At 32.0% G+C, this 24,432-nt stretch carries 18 protein-coding genes and 1 tRNA gene; 18 read left to right on the top strand and 1 reads right to left on the bottom strand.

From position 1 onward, the window contains the following. The first annotated feature begins 1 nt into the window (after position 1). The 6 genes from K8Z87_RS05330 (at position 2) to K8Z87_RS05355 (ending at position 7,096) form a co-directional block, all read left to right on the top strand. On the top strand, positions 2-1,168 hold the full coding sequence (locus tag K8Z87_RS05330; protein WP_227476456.1) for a formimidoylglutamase: 1,167 nt from the start codon (positions 2-4) through the stop codon (positions 1,166-1,168). 165 nt (positions 1,169-1,333) lie between these two features. After that, positions 1,334-2,680: a T9SS ring complex lipoprotein PorK/GldK gene (gene porK, locus K8Z87_RS05335; RefSeq protein WP_456119780.1), complete on the top strand. Its 1,347-nt coding sequence runs from the start codon at positions 1,334-1,336 to the stop codon at positions 2,678-2,680. Positions 2,681-2,766: 86 nt separating this feature from the next. After that, entirely contained in the window at positions 2,767-3,399 is a 633-nt protein-coding gene (porL, locus tag K8Z87_RS05340) for a type IX secretion system motor protein PorL/GldL (protein WP_227476458.1), read from the top strand. A gap of 46 nt (positions 3,400-3,445) precedes the next feature. Further along, entirely contained in the window at positions 3,446-5,014 is a 1,569-nt protein-coding gene (gene porM / locus K8Z87_RS05345) for a type IX secretion system motor protein PorM/GldM (protein ID WP_227476459.1), read from the top strand. Positions 5,015-5,052: 38 nt separating this feature from the next. After that, positions 5,053-5,952 carry a type IX secretion system ring subunit PorN/GldN gene (porN, locus tag K8Z87_RS05350; RefSeq protein WP_227476460.1) on the top strand — a complete coding sequence of 300 codons (900 nt, stop codon included), beginning with the start codon at positions 5,053-5,055 and terminating at the stop codon, positions 5,950-5,952. 100 nt (positions 5,953-6,052) lie between these two features. Continuing rightward, positions 6,053-7,096 carry an NAD(P)/FAD-dependent oxidoreductase gene (locus K8Z87_RS05355; RefSeq protein WP_227476461.1) on the top strand — a complete coding sequence of 348 codons (1,044 nt, stop codon included), beginning with the start codon at positions 6,053-6,055 and terminating at the stop codon, positions 7,094-7,096. Positions 7,097-7,113: 17 nt separating this feature from the next. Here the strand turns inward: K8Z87_RS05355 and K8Z87_RS05360 are convergent, their stop codons facing one another. Continuing rightward, a complete protein-coding gene (locus K8Z87_RS05360) occupies positions 7,114-7,500 on the bottom strand; it encodes a DUF983 domain-containing protein (RefSeq protein WP_227476462.1) in 387 nt (128 codons plus the stop codon). Between the two features lie 113 nt (positions 7,501-7,613). Here K8Z87_RS05360 and K8Z87_RS05365 point away from each other — a divergent pair, with 113 nt between their 5' ends. From K8Z87_RS05365 to K8Z87_RS05420, 12 genes are all read left to right on the top strand, one after another. After that, on the top strand, positions 7,614-9,521 hold the full coding sequence (locus K8Z87_RS05365; protein ID WP_227476463.1) for an ABC-F family ATP-binding cassette domain-containing protein: 1,908 nt from the start codon (positions 7,614-7,616) through the stop codon (positions 9,519-9,521). 81 nt (positions 9,522-9,602) lie between these two features. Further along, complete coding sequence (locus K8Z87_RS05370; RefSeq protein ID WP_227476464.1) at positions 9,603-10,727, top strand: efflux RND transporter periplasmic adaptor subunit; 1,125 nt, start codon at positions 9,603-9,605, stop codon at positions 10,725-10,727. A gap of 22 nt (positions 10,728-10,749) precedes the next feature. Next, positions 10,750-13,947, top strand: a complete 3,198-nt coding sequence (locus tag K8Z87_RS05375) for an efflux RND transporter permease subunit (RefSeq protein WP_227476465.1) — start codon at positions 10,750-10,752, stop codon at positions 13,945-13,947. Then, positions 13,937-15,253 (top strand): TolC family protein, encoded by a 1,317-nt coding sequence (locus K8Z87_RS05380; protein ID WP_227476466.1) that lies wholly within the window; start codon positions 13,937-13,939, stop codon positions 15,251-15,253. Before K8Z87_RS05375 ends, K8Z87_RS05380 begins: the two co-directional genes overlap by 11 nt. Before the next feature lie 11 nt (positions 15,254-15,264). Continuing rightward, on the top strand, positions 15,265-15,459 hold the full coding sequence (locus tag K8Z87_RS05385; protein WP_227476467.1) for a CPXCG motif-containing cysteine-rich protein: 195 nt from the start codon (positions 15,265-15,267) through the stop codon (positions 15,457-15,459). A gap of 117 nt (positions 15,460-15,576) precedes the next feature. After that, entirely contained in the window at positions 15,577-16,434 is an 858-nt protein-coding gene (locus tag K8Z87_RS05390; protein ID WP_227476468.1) for a leucine-rich repeat domain-containing protein, read from the top strand. 169 nt (positions 16,435-16,603) lie between these two features. After that, a tRNA-Met gene (locus K8Z87_RS05395) sits at positions 16,604-16,676 on the top strand. Between the two features lie 341 nt (positions 16,677-17,017). Continuing rightward, entirely contained in the window at positions 17,018-18,154 is a 1,137-nt protein-coding gene (locus tag K8Z87_RS05400; RefSeq protein ID WP_227476469.1) for a T9SS type A sorting domain-containing protein, read from the top strand. Between the two features lie 215 nt (positions 18,155-18,369). Next, on the top strand, positions 18,370-20,670 hold the full coding sequence (locus K8Z87_RS05405; protein ID WP_227476470.1) for a chondroitinase-B domain-containing protein: 2,301 nt from the start codon (positions 18,370-18,372) through the stop codon (positions 20,668-20,670). 1 nt (position 20,671) lies between these two features. Continuing rightward, the gene (locus K8Z87_RS05410; RefSeq protein ID WP_227476471.1) at positions 20,672-21,700 is read left to right on the top strand and encodes a polysaccharide lyase family 7 protein; all 1,029 of its coding nucleotides are present in this window, start codon (positions 20,672-20,674) and stop codon (positions 21,698-21,700) included. Between the two features lie 2 nt (positions 21,701-21,702). Further along, positions 21,703-24,015, top strand: a complete 2,313-nt coding sequence (locus tag K8Z87_RS05415) for an alginate lyase family protein (RefSeq protein ID WP_227476472.1) — start codon at positions 21,703-21,705, stop codon at positions 24,013-24,015. A 24-nt stretch (positions 24,016-24,039) separates the two neighbouring features. Beyond that, complete coding sequence (locus K8Z87_RS05420; RefSeq protein ID WP_227476473.1) at positions 24,040-24,387, top strand: cupin domain-containing protein; 348 nt, start codon at positions 24,040-24,042, stop codon at positions 24,385-24,387. The last annotated feature ends 45 nt before the right edge of the window (positions 24,388-24,432 follow it).

The following is a 24,432-nucleotide window of genomic DNA, read 5'->3' on the forward strand; positions in this document are numbered from 1 at the left end:
TATGAACTTTAATTTTCTATCGCCAGTTTCTGATGCGGTTTTAGCGCACAGCGAATTATTGTCAAATCAAGCTTTAGGTAGGAAATTTAAGATTCACTCTAACCAAAATGGAATGCCTGACATCGATGATGCTCAAATCGCTATCATTGGGGTTCACGAAAATAGAAATGATGTTAATTATATTGGATCCGAATTAAATTTCGATCCTATAAGAACTGCATTGTATGGTTTATTCCCGGGGAATTGGCACACAACAATAGCAGATTTAGGAGATATTTTGCCAGGTGAATCTGTTGAAGATACGTATTTTGCACTAAAGACAAGCATAGAGGTTTTAGTAGAAAAAAACATTATACCTATTATAATAGGAGGAAGTCAAGATTTGACTTATATAAATTATCGTGCTTACGATAATTTACTACCGATGGTTAATATTGTTAATGTAGATACAAATTTCGATCTTGGAGATGCGGCATTACCAATAAAGAATAATAGCTATGTCGGTAAAATTATTTTAGAAGAACCTTATAATTTATTCAATTACTCTACTATAGGTTATCAAACCTATTTTAATTCTCAAGAAGAAATAGACTTGATGGAGAAACTTTATTTTGAAGCTTATCGCTTAGGCGAAGTTTCTAGTAATGTAAATATAGTAGAGCCCGTAATGCGAGATGCACATATTGTAAGTGTAGATTTAAAATCTATACGTTCTGCAGAAGTTTCAGGTAAACAAAAATTTTCTCCTAATGGATTAGATGGAAAAGAAATATGTGCCATAACACGTTATGCAGGTATAAGTAATAAAGTGTCTTCATTTGGTATTTATGAATATCAGTATGATGTAAATGACCCTATAACAGCAATGCTAATTGCTCAAATGATATGGTATTTTATAGAAGGTGTAAATTGTAGAGTCAAAGATGACGATTTTAAAGACTCTAATATGTACCAAAAATATAATGTTCTTATAGAAGAAGAAGAACTTATTTTCTTTAAGAGTCTAAAAACTGGACGTTGGTGGATAGAAATTCCTTTTTTAGCAAATCTTAATAATAAATTAAAAAAGCACACGTTATTACCTTGCACCCATGCAGATTATGTTGCTGCTACGGAGGGAGAAACCCCTGAAAGATGGTACAAAGCCTACAGGAAGAATAACTTCTAAAAATGCAGTTCATCGATATTTTAAAAGTATTTTATCGACAAAAAGCAATTTTTTTAGGATGAAATGCAAAAAAAATAGAAAAAAAGTTGTTTTTTCCGATTTATATAAATATGTTTACCATCTCAAAATTTATGGATACTAATTTAACCTATAGTTTTTATGAAAATTAAGAAGCTTATTTTACTAATTACCGCAGCTACTTTTATAGTAAGTTGTAGCTCTGGTGATCGCGGACAGGTTGTCGGCGCTAAAGGTAAAAAATGGCATCCCGAAAAGCCTTACGGAATGACACTTGTCCCAGGTGGAGCATTCATTATGGGTAAGTCCGATGACGATTTAGCAGGCATACAAGATGCCCCAACAAGAACGGTTACTGTTCGTAATTTTTACATGGACGAAACCGAAATCACAAATAGTGAGTATCGTCAATTTGTAGAATGGACTAGAGATTCTATCTTAAGATACAAGTTAGCAGAAGAAGCTGAACTTGAAGATAAAACTCCTGGTAATGGAGATATTGGTGAGTATGCATTTTTAAGTGCTGATCCTGCCAATCTAAATCCATATCAACAGTTTATGTTAGAGCAATATGATGAAGGAGGTCGCGTGGTTAATAGAGATGTAGAATTGATTTTTGATACTAACGAGTATCCAGATGTTCCATATGCAAGAGTTATGGATGGTATGTATTTGCCACCAGAAGAATCTTATAATGGACAACGCATTTGGGATGTGTCTCAATTTAAATTTCGTTTCTCAGAAATGGATTTAGATGCTGCCGCAAAAAACCGTTCATTAAGACGTTCAGATGTAATTACAACTAAAGAAGTAGAAATCTATCCAGATACAACAGCATGGATTAGAGATTTTGCATACTCATACAATGAACCAATGCATAATGATTATTTCTGGCATGATGCCTATGGAGATTACCCAGTTGTGGGTGTATCTTGGGATCAAGCACGTGCATTCTGTCAATGGAGAACATTATATCATAATGGTTACAGAAAAGGTAAAGGAAGTCAACCAGTAAATATATACAGATTGCCTAACGAAGCTGAATGGGAATATGCAGCTCGTGGAGGTCTTCAAGGAGCTACATTTCCTTGGGGTAATCATTATACAAAAAATGATAGAGGTTGTTTTATGGCAAACTTTAAACCTTTACGTGGCGACTATGCAGCAGATCAAGCATTATATACAGTAGAAGCCGATGCTTATGAACCTAATGATTTTAACTTATACAATATGGCAGGTAACGTGTCAGAATGGGTTAATGGTTCTTATACATCATCTTCTTACGAATATTCATCTAGTATTAATCCAAATGTTAATGATAAAAACAACCAACGTAAAGTTGTTAGAGGAGGATCTTGGAAAGATGTTGCTTACTTTTTACAAGTAAGTTCTAGAGATTACGAATATGCAGATTCTGCAAGAAGTTATATTGGTTTTAGAACTGTACAAGATTATTTGGGTACAGAAGTCACTAATAATGCACAAGGTCACTAAACAAAAATTTAATCTATAAACTAAACATTAATTAACCTACTTTTTAAGTTAACCATATTAACTTAAAAATTTAAAAACCTAAAATTATGGCGCAAAAAGGAAAACTTACGTTAACAAATATGATCTACGGATTAGGAGCAGCAATTGTAATTGTTGGGGCTTTATTTAAAATCCAACACTGGCCTTATGGTTCAGAGATTTTAACAATTGGTATGATTGTAGAAGCTTTAGTATTTACATATTCAGCTTTTGAAAAACAAAGTGGAGAATTAGATTGGTCATTGGTCTATCCTGAATTAGAAGGAGGAGCAAGCGTAGATAAAAAGAAAAAAGAGCAACCTAAAGACGCTGAAGGTTTATTGTCTAAAAAATTAGATGAGTTATTAAAAGAAGCACAGATCGATGGTGAGCTTATGGCAAGCTTAGGTGATAGTATTAAAAACTTTGAAGGTGCTGCTAAAAACCTTAACCCAACTGTTGAGTCTATGGCTGCTACTAAAAAGTATGGTGAAGAATTATCATTAGCTGCGGCTCAAATGGAGTCATTAAACAGTTTATATAAAGTGCAATTAGAAAGTGTAAATCGCCAAGCTTCAATTAACGAAGAAGCTGTTGAAAATGCGACGAAACTTAAGGAGCAAATGCAATCATTGGCATCTAACTTATCATCATTAAATGGTGTGTACGGAGGAATGCTTACTGCTATGAATAAAAGCTAATTAGCTTTTAAGTCAAATCTATTAATTAACCCAAAAACTAATTATTATGGCAGGAGGAAAAGCCAATGCAAGGCAAAAAATGATCAACCTTATGTACTTAGTATTTATTGCTATGATGGCAATGAATATGTCTAAAGAAGTATTATCAGCGTTTGGTCTTATGGAAGCAAAGTTTGCAGATTCTAACGTGTCAGCAACAGAAGGAAACGCAGGTATGCTTGCAAATCTAGTAACAAAAGCTGAAGAAAAACCAGCTGAGTTTGAGGATGCAGCAGCTAAAGCTAATCAGATTAGTGTGGTTTCTGAAGATTTCTATAAATATATTGAATCGTTAAAAACGGATCTTTTAAAACAAGGTAAGTACGAAATAGAATCTGAAACAGGAAAATTACCATTCGAAGCAATGGATAAAACTGATATTTTAGATGAAGCTTGGTTTACTGGTGATCGTTTAACTAAGAAAGGTGATGAAGTAATGGCTACTATTGAAAAATATAAGTCAGATATCAAAACAATTCTTGGTAATGATGTAAAATACAGAACAGCGATTGCTAATTTTGATAAGCGTTTTAATACGGATAAAGTCAAAAACAAGGATGGTAAGGAATTAAAGTGGTTAGATTACCACTATCAAGGATTCCCAGCAATAGCATCATATACTAAGTTAACAGCAATGCAAAATGATGTAAAGTTAACTGAAACTAATATGTATAACCTATTTTTAGGAAACACATTAGATGAAGCTGTGACTTTAAAAAATTATAAAGCAATTGTATTAGCAGATAAATCAGCATTCTTTGCAGGTGAAAAATTCCAAGGTAGAGTAGTGTTAGGCAAATATGCTAATGTTAAACCTACGGCGATGTCTGTTGGTGGAAAAGATATTAATGTTGAAGAAGCAGTTGATTCTACTGGTGCTGCTCGTTTAGATTTTACAGTTGGTAATGTTGGTGAACAAAAAATCAACGGTACTTTTACATTCTTAGAAGATGGACAACCGTTACAAATTCCTATTGAAGGTAATTATGTAGTTGTACCAAGACCTAATTCAGCAACCATTTCTGCTGATAAAATGAATGTAGTATATAGAGGTGTAGATAACCCAATGACGATCTCTTTTGCAGGCGTATCAGATAATAAAGTAAAAGCTACTGCGCCAGGTCTTACTTGTCCTGGAGGACAATATATAATGAAGCCACAAGGTGGAAGAGAAGTGTCTATAAATGTTACAGCGACTTTAGATGACGGACAACTTGTGTCTGATAAAAAAGTATTTAGAATTAAAGATTTACCAAAACCTTTAGGATCATTTAATGGTCAAGAAGGTAGTGGTAAGTTACCAAGGAATAATGTAGAAATCGGAAAATTAACTGCAGACTTTGGTGATGACTTTGATTTTGCTTTGCCATTAGATGTTGTATCTTATACAATAAAAGTGCCAGGAAAGCCATCAGTAAATGTTACAGGAAATCGATTAAACACTGCAGCTAAAAATGCATTAAGATCGGCAAGAAGAGGAGATGCTATACAATTTATTAATATAAAGGCAAAAGCAAAAAATAATCCGATTAAGATTAAAACAGTAACACCAGTTGTTATTGAGTTAGCTAATTAATATTGGATTAAAAGCCTCAAATTTTAATATACAATACAATGAAAATAAAGAATTTAATATTAACAATTGCAATTGTCATTACAGCTAACGGATTGTTTGCTCAAGCAAATATCTTAAACGCTAAAATTGCTGAGGAAATTGGACTTAAAACAGAAGGTCAATTGCTTTTAGACAATGACAGACCTTTAGAATATGGGTATGTAGATGATAGAGATCGTTTATTCTCTAAAATGACTTGGGAAAAAGTGGTTTTAGAAGAACGTGTTAACTTTCCTTTATACTATCCAATCGATACTAATAATATTGGTGTTGATCGTCGTTCTTTATTTCATGTATTATGGAATGCTGTAAAATCTGGAGATATTTCTACAGTTTATGCAGATTCTTATTTCGCACAAGAACGTACGCTTGAAGAGTTGAGAGGTTCTATGCGAAAAGTAGATACACTTGATGCAGGTATAGATCAATATAATGCAGAAGGTAAAGTTGACCCTGAATATATTACACAACGTGATATTGAAGCTTTTGATATTCTAGAATATCATATGAAAGGACTTTGGTATTTTGATAAACGTCAAGGCGAAATGAAATATCGTTTGTTGGCTATAGCACCAGCAGCACCAGATGTCAATTATATAGACACTGATGACGAAGCTAATAAAGAGCCTGTACCTTTATTTTGGGTATTTTTCCCAGAAGCTAGGGATATTTTACACGAGGCAAAAGCTTTTAATGATAGAAATAGTGCTATGTCCATTTCTTTCGATCATATTTTAAATGCTAGACGTTTTAATGGCTATATGTATAAAGAAGAAAATGTCTATGGTGATCGTGAAGTTAAAGATTACATTAAGGATAATGCCTTAATGCAATTGATGGAATCTGATCGTATAAAAGATAAGATTCGAAGCTTTGAACACGACATGTGGAATTATTAATTCTTACAGTATAAAAATATAAACGCTCACTTTTAAGTGAGCGTTTTTTGTTGTAATCATTTTACAACAAACATTAATCTTTTTAAATATTTTTGCATTAATGAAATCGGTAGATTATATAATAGTAGGTTGTGGTTTAGCGAGTATAGCATTCTGCGAAACTTTAAAAACAAACAATAAAACATTTGTAGTTTATGATGACGCTTCCCAGCAATCCTCTATAGTTGCAGCAGGCTTATATAACCCTGTAATATTAAAGCGTTTTTCTGAGGTATGGAAAGCTAAAGAACAGTTAGAGTTAGCATTACCAATGTATGCTAAAATAGAAATAGATTTAAATATAAAATTAGACTATAAGTTAAAACTCTTAAGACGATTCAATTCTATAGAAGAACAAAATCAATGGCTTGTTGCATCAGATAAATTAACTTTAGAACCTTATTTATCAACCGAGTTTATTAAAAATAGAAACCCTAATATTAATACAGATTTTGATTTTGGAGAAGTACTACATGCTGGCCGAATAGATACAAAAACGTTAATATTAGAATACAAGTTGAGCTTACAAGAAAATGAGCAATTAGAATCAGAGCATTTTCAATACGATGAACTCAAAATAAATAGTGACGAAATAAATTATGGAGATTATAAAGCAAAACATATTGTTTTTGCAGAAGGTTTTGGAATAAAAAAGAATCCATTTTTTAAGGAGTTACCACTAAATGGTACAAAAGGTGAAGTTATAACTATAAAAGCTCCAGATCTAAAAATCGATTATGCAGTAAAATCTTCAGTATTTATTATTCCTATGAGTGATGATTTGTATAAAGTAGGAGCAACTTATGAGTGGAATGATAAAACCAATACACCAACCGAAGAAGGAAAAGCAGAGCTTATAAAAAAACTTAAAATAGTTATAACCTGTGATTTTAAGGTTGTAGAACATAAAGCTGGTATAAGACCTACGGTAAAAGATAGGCGTCCTTTGGTAGGTAGGCATACAACATATAAAAATATGTATGTACTAAATGGATTAGGAACCCGAGGCGTAATGATAGCACCTTATGTTGCTAAAAAATTATATAATTATATAGAGAATAGTGTTGTTCTAGATAAAGAGATTGATATAAGTCGTTTTGGTTAACTTCCAACTTCCAACTTCTAGCTTCTAACTTTATAGGTTTTGTCGTATGAGATAAAAAGGTTGATCCATATGTTTCTAGAGACGCGCATAATAATAGGCATAAATGAAATTAATGTAGCGACAATAGCAATAAAAGCAGTGGTTAAAGAACTTTCAAAAACCAAATAACTTATAGCAAAAGCAACTAAGGCAAATCCAATACCAACACCATAACTCACATACATAGAGCCATAAAAAAAAGACGGTTCCATACGGTATTTAATATTACAATTAGAACAACGCTCGTGTATCTTTAAGGTGTCAGATAAAATGTATGGATTTTTCTCTACATACATAGATTCTTCATGGCATTTTGGGCAAGCTCCAAAAAGAATACTATAAAGTTTCATTCCTTTTCTAATCATAGCTAAAAACCTTTATTTTTGCATTTTTTAAAACCTGTGTAAAGGTATCTTTTTTAAGGTAACATACTATAACAATTGCAACGTTTAAAACAATTGTATTATTTATAAAAATTATGCTAAATATTCATAATCTATCCATATCATTTCAAGGAGAATATCTTTTTGAAGACATTACCTTTAAACTAGGTCATGGAGATCGTATTGGTTTAATAGGGAAAAATGGTGCCGGAAAATCGACAATGCTTAGAATTTTATCTAGAGAGCAAGAATCGGATACTGGGCAAATAGCGGCAGATAAAGCACTTAAAATAGGTTTTTTAAAACAAGATATTGATTTCGATTTTGGCAAAACAGTTTTAGAAGAATCTTATGAAGCTTTTAAAGAAATTAAAGAATGCGAGGCTAAATTAGAAACGATTAATATACAGTTAGCCGAGCGTACAGATTACGAAAGTGAATCGTATAATCAATTAATGATTGATTTAAATGATATTCAGCATCAATATGAAATTTTAGGTGGTTATAACTATCAAGGTGATACTGAAAAAATACTTCAGGGATTAGGATTTAAGCGTGAGGATTTCAATAAATTGACAGATACATTTTCTGGTGGTTGGAGAATGCGAATAGAGTTGGCAAAACTCTTACTTCAAAACAATGATTTATTATTATTAGATGAGCCTACCAATCACTTAGATATTGAATCTATTATTTGGTTAGAAAACTTTTTAAAGAATTATAGTGGTGCAGTGGTGATTGTCTCTCATGATAAAATGTTTTTAGATAATGTAACCAATCGTACTATTGAAATTTCATTAGGTCGTATCTACGACTATAATAAGCCATATACTAAGTTTTTGGCTTTACGTAAAGAAATGAAGATTCAGCAGTTAGCGGCTCAAAAAAATCAAGAAAAACAAATACAGCAAACAGAAAAGTTAATTGAAAAATTTAGAGCAAAAGCTTCTAAAGCTACAATGGCACAATCTTTAATTAAAAAATTAGAAAAGATTGATCGTATTGAGGTTGATGAAGAAGATAACAGTGTAATGTCACTTAATTTTCCGGTATCCATTACTCCAGGAAAAGTCGTTGTAGAAATAGAAAATATATCTAAGCGTTATGATGATCTACAAGTTTTAACTAATGTAAATTTAGCAATACCTAGAGATGCAAAAACGGCGTTTGTAGGGCAGAATGGACAAGGCAAATCTACACTTGCTAAAATAATGATTGGCGAGCTTCAGCATCAAGGGAAGTTAACTATTGGGCATAATGTTCAAATCGGTTATTTTGCTCAGAACCAAGCTGAGTATTTAGACGGTAGTAAAACTGTTTTAGATACTATGATCGATGCTGCTAATGAAAGCAATAGAAGCAAGGTTAGAGATATATTAGGATCATTTTTATTTAGAGGAGACGAAGTGGATAAGTATGTACGTGTACTTTCTGGAGGTGAACGTAATCGTTTGGCATTAGCCAAACTGTTATTACAACCACTTAATGTGCTTATTATGGATGAGCCAACAAACCACTTAGATATTAAATCTAAAAATGTTTTAAAAGAAGCATTGCGTAAATTTGAAGGAACTTTAATATTGGTTTCTCACGACAGAGATTTTCTTCAAGGTTTAGTAGAAACAGTGTATGAATTCAAGGATCAAAAGATAAAACAATATCTTGGAGGTATAGATTATTACTTAGAACAACGAAATATTGAAAATCTTAGAGAGGCAGAAAAACGTACAGTGACAACAACAGTTGCAAAAGAAAGTAATAAGCAAAACTACCAAGATCAGAAAAAACTAAAATCTTTAAATAACCGTCTTAGTAATATTGAAGCTAAGATTAATCAACTTGAAAAAGAAATAAAGAATGATGATGTGGCTTTAGCTACCGACTATGAGGTTACAGCTTCAGATCCGGAATTTTTTAATCAATACCAGTCTAAAAAGAAGCGCTTAGAAGATTTGATGGCAGATTGGGAAACAGTTCAAGAGGATTTAGACCAAATTTCATAATCTATCTTTTATAGATTCTTTAACTTCAAAATATTACCAGTTTACTACTTTTGCGGTCTTAAACCAGACCATCAAAATAGAATGAGGAAAGCAATATTAGCTGTATTAGGTATTTTATTAGTTGTAGGAGCAATCTTTGGAGCAAAGTATTTAATTGATAGTAAGCAACGTGTTAGACCTATACCACCTAAAGTGGTTAAAACTGTTTTTGCAGATAAGGTTGAAAATACTGTTGTACCTATTATCATTTCTGCAAATGGTAATTTAACGGCAAAGCGTCGTGTTGAAATATATGCTGAAGTCCAAGGAGTATTTAAGCCAGGACGTAAGTTATTTAAGCCAGGTCAGGAATATAGAAATGGAGAGCAATTAATTAGTATTGACGCTTCAGAATATTATGCTACAGTACAATCAGCAAAGAGTAATTTGTACAATGCGCTCACGGCTATTATGCCAGATTTACGATTAGATTTTCCTGAAGTATATAATAAATGGCAAGAGTATCTGAATAATTTTGATATCAATAAAACTACTCCAGAACTGCCAGAGATGACTTCAGAAAAAGAGAATTACTTTATTTCTGGTCGTGGTATAGTATCTAATTATTATAATACTAAAAACTTAGAACAACGCCTTTCTAAATATAATATCAGAGCACCTTTTAGAGGGATCTTAACTCAAGCCTTAGTTACAGAAGGCACCTTAGTTAGAGCAGGACAAAAATTAGGGGAATATATTGATCCTACGATCTATGAAATGGAAGTAGCTATTAGTAAATCGTATGCAGATTTATTAGAAAAGGGAAAGAAGGTAGCTTTAAATAATCTAGAAGGTACACAAAATTTTGAAGGTACTGTAAGCCGTGTTAATGGAAGTATTGATGTAACTACACAAACCGTTACCGCATTTATAGAAGTTAAAGATGAGCGTTTAAAAGAAGGCATGTATCTAGAAGCTAAACTAGAAGCTAAACAAGAAGAAAATGCTATAGAAGTGAATAGGAGTCTTCTTTTAGATAATAATGAAATATATGTAGTGAGACAAGACAGTATTTTAGATGTGGTTTCAGTAAACCCTGTATATTTTAGTGATGCTAAAGTAGTGCTAAAAGATGTGGCTGATGGCACTGTGATAGTTACAAGGCCACTACAAGGAGCTTTTGCAGGCATGCTGGTTAAGATTTTTGAAGAAGACAATACTAAATAAAGCAATTAATTTTATTTAAATTATGAGAAAAGTTATTGCTTATTTTATTAGGCACCATGTAGCAGTAAATGTTGTTCTTTTTGCATTTGCAGCTTTTGGTTTTATTGGTTTATCGTCTCTAAAATCTTCGTTTTTTCCGCTTGTTAGAACCAATACCATTACAATTAATGTTACGTATCCTGGAGCTTCACCTCAAGAAGTAGAAGAAGGAATTATTCTTAAAATTGAAGACAACTTAAAAGGACTAAGAGGTATAGAACGTGTAACGTCTACATCAAGAGAAAATAGTGGTAATATTATTATTGAAGTTCCTAAAGGAGAGAACATAAATTTTGTGCTATTAGAAGTTAAAAATGCCGTAGATCGCGTGCCTTCTTTTCCAACAGGTATGGAGCCTTTGGTAGTTGCAAAGCAAGAATCTGTTAGGCCAACTATATCGTTTGCTGTTAGTGGAACAAATATTTCTTTAAAATCACTTAAAGAAATCGGTAGGCAAATAGAAAATGATTTAAGAGGTATTGAAGGTATATCGCAAATAGCAATTGCAGGTTATCCAGCAGAAGAAATTGAGATTGCAGTTAATGAAGTTAATTTACTAGCCTATAATTTAACCTTTAATGAGGTCTCTCAGGCAGTAGCAGCTTCTAATATATTGGTTACGGGTGGAACTATTAAAACAAATGCAGAAGAATATTTAATTAGAGCCAATAATAGATCGTATTATGGAGACGAATTATCTAATATTATTGTCAAAGGAACTGCTGATGGTAAAACCGTTCGTCTTAAAGATGTTGCCATTTTAAGAGATCGTTTTTCTGAGTCACCTAATGCATCGTATTTTAATGAAGAGCTCACTGTAAATGTTACGGTAACTAGTACAAATAGTGAAGATTTAATATCGTCCGCAGACAAAGTAAAAACCTATATAGAAGATTTTAATCTCAGCAATACTAATATTAAGTTAGATGTTGTTAATGATCAATCTATAGCACTAAGACAAAGAACAAATTTATTACTAACAAATGCTTTTCAAGGAGTACTTCTGGTGCTTATATTTTTATCACTGTTTTTAAATACGCGTTTAGCATTTTGGGTGGCTTTAGGTATTCCTGTCGCTTTTTTAGGAATGTTTATGTTTGTTAGTGAGTTTGGGGTTACTATAAATATATTATCGCTATTTGGGATGATTATCGTTATTGGTATTTTAGTTGATGACGGCATTGTCATTGCCGAAAATATATACCAACATTACGAAAAAGGTAAAACACCTACTGAGGCAGCTATTGATGGAGTTATGGAAGTAATTCCACCTGTAGTGTCTGCAATTATAACTACACTGTTAGCCTTTTCAATTTTCTTGTTTCTAGATAGTAGAATAGGAGAATTTTTTGGAGAAGTCTCTGTTGTTGTAATGTTAACTTTAGCAATATCTTTAGTTGAAGCACTAATTATTTTGCCAGCACATTTAGCGCATTCAAAAGCATTACGTCAAAATAAAGAGGAAAACTCTAAATCTAAAATAAAACAGTTTTTCGCTAAAATGAGACTGGTTAATGTTATAGGAGATCGTATTATGGTTTATTTCAGAGACCGTTTATATATGCCTGTTTTTAAATTTGCATTACGTTATAAAGTATTAACAATAGGCTTCTTTTTAGCAGCTTTAATTTTAACTTTTGGATCTACTGGCGCAGGTATAATAGGAGTAACTTTATTTCCGACTACGGCAAGTGATCGTGTAGATGTTGAGTTAGATATGCCAAATGGTACTAATGTAAAAACTACAGATTCTATCATTTCATTAATTGAAGAAAAGGCCTATATCGTTAATCAAGAATTGTCTGAAAAATACCTCAAAGGCACTAATAAGGTTTTATTTAAAAATACAATTAGAGATATCAACAGCGCTTCTAGCGCAAGGTTAACCATAAATTTACTGCCTGGTGAAGAACGCCCAGATGAAGTAACATCAAGTATAGTATCTAACCGATTACGAGAGTTGGTTGGTCCAGTAATAGGAGTTGAACGTTTAATTTTTGGTTCTGGTCGAGGATTTGGAGGAAAACCAGTTTCTGTTTCGCTATTAAGTAATAATATCGAAGAATTAAAAGCGGCTAAAAAAGAACTTAAAACAGTATTAAGCGCAAACCCTTTGTTAAAAGATATAGAAGATAATGATCCTGTTGGGATAAAAGAAATACGTTTAAAACTTAAAGAAAGTGCTTATTTATTAGGCTTAGACCTAAGAACAGTAATGACACAAGTACGTTCTGCTTTTTTTGGCGTACAAGCACAACGTTTTCAGAGAGGTCAAGATGAAATACGTGTTTGGGTGCGTTATGATAAAGAGAATAGATCTTCAATTAATGATTTAGATGAAATGCGAATCATTTCACCTTCAGGGCAGCGTGTAATATTAAAAGACATTGCAGATTATTCTATTGAAAGAGGAGATGTAGCTATTAATCATTTAGAAGGGAGACGAGAAATTCAAGTTTCAGCAGATTTAAAAGATCCTTCAGATAGTGCTACAGATATTTTAGCAGATATTAAATCGAATATTGTACCAGATATTCAATCAAAATATCCATCAATTACACCTTCATATGAAGGGCAAAATAGAGAATTTGTTAAACTCACAAACTCACTAGCAAAAGTAGGTGTTATAGTATTTATTCTTATTTATTTAACCATTGCATTTACATTTAGAAGTTACAGTCAACCTTTATTATTAATTTTATTAGTACCATTCAGTTTTACAGCAGTAGGTTGGGGTCACTGGTTCTTTGGATTTAAATTAAATGTCATCTCCTTATTAGGCATTATCGCTTTAATTGGTATTATGGTTAATGATGGATTGGTACTCATCGGTAGGTTTAATACCAATTTACGTGAAGGTTTAAAATTTGAAGATGCATTATTAAATGCTGGTAAATCTAGGTTTAGAGCTATTTTCTTAACGTCTTTAACGACCATTGCAGGTTTAGCGCCATTATTACTAGAAAAAAGTAGACAAGCACAGTTTTTAAAACCTATGGCCGTAGCAATTTCTTTCGGTATTGCTTATGCTACCTTATTAACGTTAATAGTACTTCCTATTTTTCTATCATTTAGTAATAGTATAAAAACAAATGTAAAATGGTTAGCTACAGGTAATGAAGTTACTAAAGAAGAAGTTGAGCGTGCTATAAAAGAAAAAAATCAAGACAATGAACATTAGAAGTTTACTAGCTATATTGATGTTGGTTAGTGTAACATCAATTCATTCACAAAATATTTTAACTAAAGAGCAAGCTATTACATTCGCCTTAGAAAATAATTTCGGAATAAAAATTGCAAAAAATAATGTTACAATAGCAGCTAATGATAAAGGAGTTTTAAATACAGGTTATTTACCAACAGTAACAGGTACCGCAGGCGCTACATTTAATAGAGATAATACAGAAGCAGAATTCTTAAACGGTGATGTTACAACATTAAATGGAGCTACGAGTTCGCGTTACAATGCAAGAGTAAATGTTAATTACACCTTATTTGATGGTCTTGGTCGTTTGTACGATTATAAGCGTTTAAAAGAAACACACCAATTAACAGAATTACAAGCAAGACAAACTATAGAAAACACTATTTTTCAGTTGTTTACTGTGTATTATAATGTTGCTCAATTATCCGAAAATGTTAACGCTTTAGAAGAGACAATTACAATTACGAAAGACCGATTAAAACGTGCAGAATATCAATTTGAATATGGGCAAAGCACAAAATTAGCGGTATTAAATGCCCAAGTAGATATTAATAATGATAGTATTAATTTAATCAACCAGCGACAAGCTTATAAAAACACAAAGCGCGATTTAAATGTTGTTATTGGTAATGTGCTAGATGAAAACACGTTTGATGTAAATGCTGAAGTTAATTTTTTACTACAATTAAATAAAGCCGATCTATTAACAAAAATGAAAGCTAATAATGTATCCTTACTACAGGTTAATAAAAACATAAGTATTAGTAATTATACATTAAAATCTGGGACATCAGCATTTTTACCAACAATAGGTCTTACGGGATCTTACGGTTGGAATAAAAACAATAACAACGCAGCTTCATTTTTAACAACATCAACAAACACAGGTATAAGTGGAGGTCTAAATTTAACATGGAATTTATTTGATGGTAGAGCAGTAAATATCTATAAAAATGCAAAAATTGCATTACAAAATCAAGAGTACGAAAAGCAGAGTTTAATTCAGAGTATTGAGCGCGATTTTAATAATGCTTGGGACGATTATCAAAATAAATTAACTGTTTATAGAGTTCAAGAAGATAATATTGTTACCTCTAAAAATAATTTTGATCGTACTGCAGAGCGCTTTAAACTTGGGCAAGCTACTTCTATAGAGTTTCGCCAAGCGCAATTAAATTTATTAAATGCTGAATTGAGTAAAATTCAAGCAAAATTTCAGGCTAAAATTGCAGAGTTATTGGTGCTACAGATTAGTGGAGAACTTCTTAATGTAGATTTTTAAACAAAAGCTTTATGCATGAGCATTTTTTTCAATGTCCACATTGCCGGGAGACTATTTCTATGCTTATAGATGTTTCTCAACCAGATCAGAATTATATCGAAGATTGCGAAATTTGTTGTAATCCACTTCAAATTATAGTGGTGATAAATGGTGGAAAAATCGAAAATTTTACTGTAAATAATATAGAGCAGTATTTTTTTAAATGACTGACAATCAATTAATTAATTTTTAATTAGTGCATTTCATCGAAAAAATTTGTCATTTAACCGATTGACATATATATTTGATGCTATAATTAACTTCCCTCACCCAAATCCGCTAAAATGAAAACTTTAAAATTAACCGTATTATGCTTATTGCTTTTTGCATTTACATATGCAGACGTATCCAAAACAGAAAAAGACGCCCTTATAGCACTGTATAACGCCACTGAAGGTGAATCTTGGAATACTACATGGGATTTAAACCAACCTATTAATACATGGCATGGTGTTACCATAGAGAACGATCAAGTTGTTGCTTTAAAATTGAATTTTAATAATCTTAAAGGAAATATTCCTGAAGATATAAAAGCATTTACTGAATTAAAAACCTTAGACTTATCTTTTAATAAGTTAGAAGGCGGCTTACCAAATGGACTTACGACATTAACTCAATTAGAAGGTTTATATCTTTTTTCTAATAATTTATCAGGCAGTATTCCTAATAGTATTGGTAATCTTGTAAATTTAAAGTCTTTAGAATTATTTAATAATAACTTTATGGGACCAATTCCTGTATCAATAGGGAAGCTAAAGCATTTAGAAAATTTATTATTAAGTAGTAATCAACTGATGGGAAAATTACCTGTTACGATTTCTAATTTAAAAGCCTTAAAGAAATTAAGTGTATTTGATAATAATCTATTAGGAGCCATTCCTAATTCTATTAGTGAATTAACTAACCTTGAAGAATTAATTTTATCTAATAATAGTTTTTATGGTAGTTTGCCTTCAGGGCTTGCTAACTTAACAAAGTTAAACACCTTATTATTGGGTAATAATGCCATTAAAGGCAATTTGGCTAATTTACAAGAACAATTACCAAATATTATTAATATAGATATAGATGCTTCTAATACCAGAGGAAAATTAGCAACTTTAGATGAAGAAACAGATGACGAAGACGAAGATGATAATTAAGCTATTTATATAAAATAAAATTAAAGATAACCTTCAAAATTATTTTGAAGGTTATTTTTTTGAATCCTTTTGTAATCTAAAAAAAGTATTATATTTGCAGTCCTAAAATGATTGAGTCGGCATTATGAACCGAGAGTTAAAAGCTAAGAAAATCATTTTAATTTTATATCGCGGGATAGAGCAGTAGGTAGCTCGTCGGGCTCATAACCCGAAGGTCACTGGTTCGAGTCCAGTTCCCGCTACTAAGTAAAGCTTCACAGAAATGTGAGGCTTTTTTTGTACAATAAAACGAGATTTTGCATCTAAGTTTAAAGGACTAAATAGTTAATGAGGTAGTTCTTGTTTTTTATTTATTTTTTCAAAGCTTAGCCTACAAACGACATGGTCAAAAAACACATAACACTTTATTTTGTATATAGATATTTTCATCTAAACAAACAATAATTAAATTTTTTGCCAAAAAAAATCTTGTGTATTTAAAAAATAAACATATATTTGGTAAACCAATCTGGTAAACCAATTTTAATTTGTTTATTAAATACTACAATTTAAATTGAGAACGCTAATTTTAAAACTATAGAATATGAAAACAAAATTACTTTTGATTGCAATCTTTTTCATGAATTTGGCTTTAGCCCAAAATCTTGTTATAAGCGAAATTATGGTCAATCCTTCTGGATCGGATTTCGGATTTGAATACATAGAATTAAGAGGAGATCCAGGAGCTACTATAGCTGCTGATACTTACTTAATTCAGGTAGAAGGAGATGAAAACGATCCAGGGGATATAGAATCTAATGGTGATTCAAGTAATGGTTGTACTGTTAATAATGATGGTGTTACTCCTTGTCCTCAAGGAGGTATTATAGATTTGTCTGGGGTAACTATTGGCTCTAATGGTTTTGTGGTAATATTAACCACAGGTCATGATTATACAGTAAACCCAGATGCTACTATTTTGTTTGATGTCACAGATGGAGATCTTGAAGGACAATCCCATAGTTTTCTTTTGGTAAATACTAATGGAAATGGTGCTCCTTCATCAAGTGATGATATAGATGATAATGATGATGGGGAAATTGATACAGCTTTCACAGATATTTGGACATTTATAGATGGGGTAGCTTTTATTGATGACGATGATGCTACAGAATATGCTTATGCAGATGTTATTTTTGCAGAATCTGCTGCAGTAGCTACTTTAGAACGTCCTTCAACAGCAACAGTAATATCAACACCAACACAATATGACTATGCTGCTCGTATAGGTAATTCTACAGGTAGTGTTGTTAATAATGATGCTTCAGTTGACGCAGTAGACTGGGTTGGTGGTGATGTGCCTTCAAGTACTACTTCCCCAAGAGTTTGGAATTTGGGATCTAATAGTACTCAAGTTAGAACACATCCAGAAAGTTGGGAGGGTTCATTGCTAAACCACATAGGTGGTCCAAACCCAACTCAAAATACATTATCTACACAAGATTTAACACTATTAGGGTTAAGTATTTATCCTAATCCTGCTGATGATTTTATAACAGTAGAGTCAAATAATATTGAAATTTCCTCAATTAATATCTATGATGTTTTGGGTAAAAATGTACTGTCTCAAAAAGAGTTAACAAACAATAGAGTGGATGTTTCAGACCTTAATGAAGGTGTTTATTTTATGAAGATTGATGCAGGAAACACAAGTGCAACTCAAAAGATAATTATTAAATAAAATTTATTTGAGAATATAAAACGCATTAATGCCTTAACTTCAAAGTGTTTTAAAGTAACTTAATGAAGATTAAAGGTGGTTAATGCGTTTTTTATTAAGCAAGCAATACTAAAAAATACCTTATTTAAGGTATTTATTCTGTTTTTTACTCAGAATAAGATTTATACACTTGTAGTATTTTAAAAGCTAACAATACCTCATTACACATTAATTATATGAAAAAAACAAGTATAGTCGCAGCTCTACTTTTATTAGTATTTGCATGTGATACTAAAACTAAGATTACAGAAACACTAGTGTCTAGTGCTGAAGAATTAGATAAAGCTATTGCAAATGCTGAGCCAGGAGATCATATTGTTTTAAAGGAAGGCGTGTATAAAAATCTCCAAATAAAATTTATAGCACAAGGTAAAGAAGGTAATCCTATAACCTTAAAAGCAGAGACACCAGGAAAAGTAACTATTGAGGGTGAGTCAAGCCTTAAGTTGGGTGGAGACTATTTAGTAGTTGATGGCTTGTACTTTAAAAATGGATATACACCATCAAATGCTGTTATTAATTTTAAAGTAAATGATACGTTGTTTGCTAACCATTCAAGGGTAACTAATTGTGTAATTGAAGAGTTTACGCAACCTAGTAGAGATACTAAGGATCATTGGATAGAATTTTGGGGACAATATAATGAGCTTGACCATTGTTATATTGCTGGCAAATCAAATCAAGGGCCTACACTTCGCGTATTCTTAAAAGGAAATCAGCATATTAATAATTACCATCAAATTCATCATAATCATTTTGGGCCTCGACCTAGAAAAGGCGGACCAAGGTCAGAAACTATGCAAATTGGAGACAGTTATACTTCAATGACTCCGAGTTATGTAAACGTAAGTAATAACTATTTTGAACGTTGTAATGGTGAGGTAGAAATTATTTCTAGTAAATCTAATTTTAACACGTTTAGTAATAATGTGTTTTTTGAAAGCGAAGGTTCATTGGTATTGCGCCATGGTAACTATGCTAAAATAGACGGTAATGTTTTTATAGGTAACGATAATTCAGAATTCATTGGAGGTATTAGAGTTATTAATACTGGGCATTGGATTACAAATAATTATTTCTACAAATTAAAAGGAAACGAATTTAGAGCGCCAATCGCGGTAATGAACGGAATTCCTAAGTCTCCTTTAAACCGTTACAACCAAGTTACGGACGCAGTTATAGCTTACAATTCTTTTATTGAAAGTAAAACTCCATTTCATTTTAGTGTAGGAGCTAATTTAAGTCAGGCTGAGGTATTACCACCAAGTGAAATTCGTTCAGCTCGACCAGAACGTGTCATAGTTGCCAATAATTTAGTGTATTCTAGTGCTAATAATGCATCCTTAATTAAAGCTTATGATAAAGTAGATGGAGTAAAATTTGAATCGAATATCCTTAATTTTAAGGTAGCTTCAGAATTTACTTCCAAAGGTCTAAAAACTAAAACGTTAGCTTTAGAAGGCGGTTCAGATATTTTTAAAAAGTCAACAAACCAATATGAGACCTACAAAGGATTTGATTTTAATAAAATAGATAAAGATATTTTTGGTAACAAACGACAAGATGCTGAAAATAATATAGGCTCTATTGTAGCTTCACCTGAGGCTTCTGTTCTAATGGATAAATCTCAATACGGTGCAGATTGGTTTATGTCGAATACGGGAACTAAAAAAACAGCAGAAATTATAGTAAGTAATGTAAATGACTTTATAAACGCTATAAAAAACACCAACGGAAAGACAAAAATTATACTAAAGTCAGGTAATTATAAAGTAATTGAAGAATTGCAAATTAGCCAGCATATTGAGTTAGCATCTGAGGATGCTTCCAATAAAGCAATAATCAATTTCACTTCTCCTAAAACCGCTTTTAGATTTTTACCAAAAGGGAGATTAAGTTTAGATAACGTTATTATAAATGGTACAGGTGAACAGAATACTTTTACAACTCTAGATAAGAATATGAGTAAAGCCTACAATCTTTTTATTAATAATACGGAAATTCAAAATTTTAAAAGCATTTTAGAAGTATCAAAAGGCGCTTTTGCAGATACTATTATGGTAAAAAATTCAAACTTTAAAAATTGCAAAGCAGGTTTTAGATTAAATAAAGAAACCAATGATAAAGGGGATTATAATGCAGCGTTTGTAACCATTAAAAATTCAACCTTTAATGCTATAGATGAAGATGTTCTAAATTATTATCGTGGTGGTTACGATGAATCTACTATTGGAGGATACTTAACACTTACAGGAAATACATTTACAAATAGTGGTAAAACCGATAAAGACAATATTTTATTGAAAAACAGAGGCATTGTCAATGTAAAGTTTGTTGATAATACTTTTAAAAATAATCCTGTGAAATTAGTGGCGATTCTTTGGGGTGAAAAAGGTCAGAAAGATGAGAATACTACTTTAGTAAACTCGGGAGAGGTAAAAATAGTTCAGAATTTAAAATTGAAATTAGTGTATTAAAATGAGAAAATACCTAGCCTTAGTACTGATGCTTTTAGCATTCTATTCCTGTAAACAAAAAAACGAAACAACTTCAGAAGTTAATGAAGAGATTGTAGAAGCAATTAAAATATATCCGAGTGATGTTTTACCGATAGTTGAAGAATGTAAAATTTTATTAGGAGATGGCACCAGCGTCAAAGATCTAAAAAGTTTTCAAAAAGAAGATTTCTTTTATGTAAAAAAAGAACAAGGTATTGATTGGGTAGTTTACAAAGCGCCAAACGCAGGCGTCACATCTAAAACATCTAAAAATACGCGGAGTGAGCTGCATCAAAAAAAGTATTGGAGACCAATGCAAGGTGGGAGATTAACAGGAACTCTAAAAGTTAAAAATGTTTCTACTACAGGAGACGCAACAGTATCATCTTCTTATGCTGTTGTTATTGGGCAAATCCATGGAGACGAAGGTCATAAAAACGAACCATTAAAGATCTTTTATAAAAAATTTCCGGGTCATACAAAAGGCTCTGTATTTTGGAATTATGAAATCAATCATGATGGTGATAATTCAGGGAGATGGGATTTCTCTACAGCTGTTTGGGGTTATGACTTCTCTGTAGTTGGAGAAACAGAAAACTCGTATCCTACTGAACCAAAAGATGGTATTGCTTTAGGTGAAGAGTTTAGTTATGAAGTAAATATCTACCAAGGTGTTATGTACTTAACATTTACTAGTAAAAATCACGAAACAAAAACATTTACTAAAAGTTTAGTACAATCAGAATTTGCAGATAAAGCAAGTATACCAGAACAGATTAAAAATACATATTTCAAGAGAGGAAGAGATGGTGTAGAAAAAGAATCTGCTTATGCAGGAGAGTTACAATACTTTAAGCAAGGAGCTTATAATCAGGCTAACCCTAAATCTACTAAGTCTCAAGTTTATGATGGAGATATAGATAAGCAATATCAAAACGGGAGTTACGCCGAAGTATGGTTTAAAGAAGGCGCATTGAGTATAGGTGTTCAACCAAAAAAAGATAATTAATAATGCTAAAATTAATAGGCTTTAAGAGCATTACAAACCCTATAACAATAATCTATAGACTTTTTGTTTTATTGTCTTTACTGTTATTAATAACAGCATGCAAGGAAGATAGTTCAAAAAAGAAATCACCAGAAGTAATTAGTGATTCTCACCCTAATTTAATATTAACACAAAACGCAGTTTCAGATATAAAGAAAGAATTAGGGAATGTGCCAATTTTTGATGCAACCTTATCTAAAGCTAAAGAAGAAATTGATAAAGCAATAGCTAAAGGTATAGATGTGCCGATTCCTAAAGATATGGCTGGTGGCTACACGCACACACAACATAAAGCTAATTATAGTAATATGCAAAAAGCAGGCGTGTTGTTTCAGATATTAGGTGATGAAAAGTATGCTGTTTATGTTAGAGATATGTTACTTCAGTATGCAGAAATGTATCCGACACTTGGTCGTCATCCTCAACCTCGAAGTTATGCTAGAGGTAAGTTTTTTTGGCAATGCCTTAATGACTCTAATTGGCTCGTATATACAAGTCAAGCTTATGATTGTATATACGATTGGTTACCAAAAGAACAAACAGATTACTTAAATAAAACACTGTTTAGGCCTTACGCAGATTTTCTTTCGATAGAAACTCCTCAATATTTCAATCGCGTGCATAATCATAGTACTTGGGGTAATGTAGCTGTAGGATTAATAGGCTTGGTAATGGATGATGATGAGCTAGTGCAACGTGCTTTATATGGTTTGAGTAAAGATGATGTTGACTTAACCAAAAAAGATAATGATGGAGGGTTTATCTATGATAAAGATGGAAAAGCAGGTTTTTTAGCCAATTTAGATCAGCCTTTTTCACCTGATGGGTTTTATACAGAAGGACCTTATTATCAGCGTTATGCTATGTATCCGTTTATGATTTTTGCAGAAGCTCTTCAGAATAAAAAACCAGAGTTAAAAATATTTGAATATAAAGATGGTGTTTTGCTTAAAGCTATGGATGCACTTTTAAATCTTACTGATGCTGATGGCGAATTTTTTCCTTTAAACGATTGCCAAAAAGGGATGTCTTATTATACAACATCATTGGTTTCTGCACTTAATATAGCTTACTATTACGGCAATCAAAAGCCAGAATTATTATCTGTTGCTAAAGCACAGAATAAAGTACAATTAGATGCTAGTGGCTTAGCAGTAGCAATGGGTATTAGAGATGAAAAAGCAAAACCTTTTGTAAAAACATCTATAGAATTGAGTGATGGAGCCAATGGTGATGAAGGAGCTGTAGGGATTTTAAGATATAATGATTCTTTAAATACTATGGCTTTAGTTATGAAATATACAGGTCAGGGTTTAAGCCATGGTCATTATGATAAACTTTCATTTTCACTTTATGAAAATGGAGAAGAAATATTACAAGATTATGGATTGTCTCGCTATGTCAATGTAGAGCAAAAGAATGGTGGTGGCTATTTAAAAGAAAACAAAACTTGGGCAAAACAAACTATTGCGCACAACACAATTATACAAGATGAGGTGCCTCATTTTAATGGGGATTTTGCAACAGGAAGTAAAAATCATTCAGAGAAGTATATCTATGATGTTTCAAATGCTAAAGTTCAAGTGATGAGTGCCAAAGAGAATAATGCATATTCTGGAACAGACTTACATCGTACAATGGTAATGATAAAAGAAGAAGCTCTAGAGAAACCTTTCGTTATAGATATGTTTAGAGTGAATTCCGATAAAACACATCAATTCGATTTACCATATTATTATTTTGGGCAAATCATTGCCGAAGGTTTTGAGGCCAAAACACCTAGCTCGCTATCAGCTTTAGGATCAAAAAATGGCTATCAACATCTTTGGAAAGAAGCTAGTGGTAAATCTAATACAGAATCATTGCAATTTACTTGGTTAAACAATAGAAAATTCTATGGGTTAACTACAGCTACAAAAACAGATGATACTATTCTTTTAGCAAGATTAGGAGCCAATGATCCAAAATTTAATTTACGTAATGATCCTGCATTTATTATTAGAAGAAATGCAAAAGAAACCATTTTTGCAACGGTTATAGAACCACACGGTAATTATAATCCTGTTACAGAAAAAGCCGATGGAGCATACAGTGAAATAAAAGAAGTGAAAGTTTTATTTAATTCAGAAAAGTATTCTGCCTTATCTATAGATTTAAAATCTGAAGAACAAAGAGTATTTATTATATCTAATGATAATGCATCAGATAAAGCTTCACATATTCTTGAAGTAAATGGCCATACCTATCAATGGAAAGGAACACATTATTACAACTAAAAAATAATTAAACGTATATATAATATGAAAACTTACGGAGCAAGTAAAGAGTTTATTCTCGATAAAGATTTAGAATGGGAAACCGTTGGAGAAGGTGTAAAACGAAAAATCATGGGTTATGATGATAAAATCATGCTAGTAAAAGTTCATTTTGATGAAGGCGGAATTGGGTACAAGCATGAGCATTATCACAGTCAAGTAACTTATATAGAAAGCGGTGAGTTTGAGTTTTCAATTGGTGATGAAACAAAGTTGGTAAAAGGTGGTGATACCGTTTATATTCCTCCTCATGTATTACACGGAGCTGTCTGTAAAGCAGAAGGTGTTTTAATAGATGTTTTTAGTCCAATAAGAGAAGATTTTATGGAATAACTTATTTTAGTCGAAAAAAATTAGAATAATTACATTGAAAACTTG

This window comes from Winogradskyella immobilis (genome assembly GCF_021887715.1).
Classification (GTDB): Bacteria; Bacteroidota; Bacteroidia; order Flavobacteriales; family Flavobacteriaceae; genus Winogradskyella; species Winogradskyella immobilis.

Coding starts and splice junctions, on each gene's coding strand:
- porL (WP_227476458.1), top strand. CDS start 2,767: ATGGCGCAAAAAGGAAAACTTACGTTAACAAATATGATCTACGGATTA.
- K8Z87_RS05375 (WP_227476465.1), top strand. CDS start 10,750: ATGAGAAAAGTTATTGCTTATTTTATTAGGCACCATGTAGCAGTAAAT.
- K8Z87_RS05390 (WP_227476468.1), top strand. CDS start 15,577: ATGAAAACTTTAAAATTAACCGTATTATGCTTATTGCTTTTTGCATTT.
- K8Z87_RS05370 (WP_227476464.1), top strand. CDS start 9,603: ATGAGGAAAGCAATATTAGCTGTATTAGGTATTTTATTAGTTGTAGGA.
- K8Z87_RS05420 (WP_227476473.1), top strand. CDS start 24,040: ATGAAAACTTACGGAGCAAGTAAAGAGTTTATTCTCGATAAAGATTTA.
- K8Z87_RS05380 (WP_227476466.1), top strand. CDS start 13,937: ATGAACATTAGAAGTTTACTAGCTATATTGATGTTGGTTAGTGTAACA.
- K8Z87_RS05365 (WP_227476463.1), top strand. CDS start 7,614: ATGCTAAATATTCATAATCTATCCATATCATTTCAAGGAGAATATCTT.
- K8Z87_RS05330 (WP_227476456.1), top strand. CDS start 2: ATGAACTTTAATTTTCTATCGCCAGTTTCTGATGCGGTTTTAGCGCAC.
- K8Z87_RS05360 (WP_227476462.1), bottom strand. CDS start 7,500: ATGATTAGAAAAGGAATGAAACTTTATAGTATTCTTTTTGGAGCTTGC.
- porN (WP_227476460.1), top strand. CDS start 5,053: ATGAAAATAAAGAATTTAATATTAACAATTGCAATTGTCATTACAGCT.
- K8Z87_RS05410 (WP_227476471.1), top strand. CDS start 20,672: ATGAGAAAATACCTAGCCTTAGTACTGATGCTTTTAGCATTCTATTCC.
- K8Z87_RS05405 (WP_227476470.1), top strand. CDS start 18,370: ATGAAAAAAACAAGTATAGTCGCAGCTCTACTTTTATTAGTATTTGCA.
- K8Z87_RS05355 (WP_227476461.1), top strand. CDS start 6,053: ATGAAATCGGTAGATTATATAATAGTAGGTTGTGGTTTAGCGAGTATA.
- K8Z87_RS05385 (WP_227476467.1), top strand. CDS start 15,265: ATGCATGAGCATTTTTTTCAATGTCCACATTGCCGGGAGACTATTTCT.
- K8Z87_RS05400 (WP_227476469.1), top strand. CDS start 17,018: ATGAAAACAAAATTACTTTTGATTGCAATCTTTTTCATGAATTTGGCT.
- porM (WP_227476459.1), top strand. CDS start 3,446: ATGGCAGGAGGAAAAGCCAATGCAAGGCAAAAAATGATCAACCTTATG.
- K8Z87_RS05415 (WP_227476472.1), top strand. CDS start 21,703: ATGCTAAAATTAATAGGCTTTAAGAGCATTACAAACCCTATAACAATA.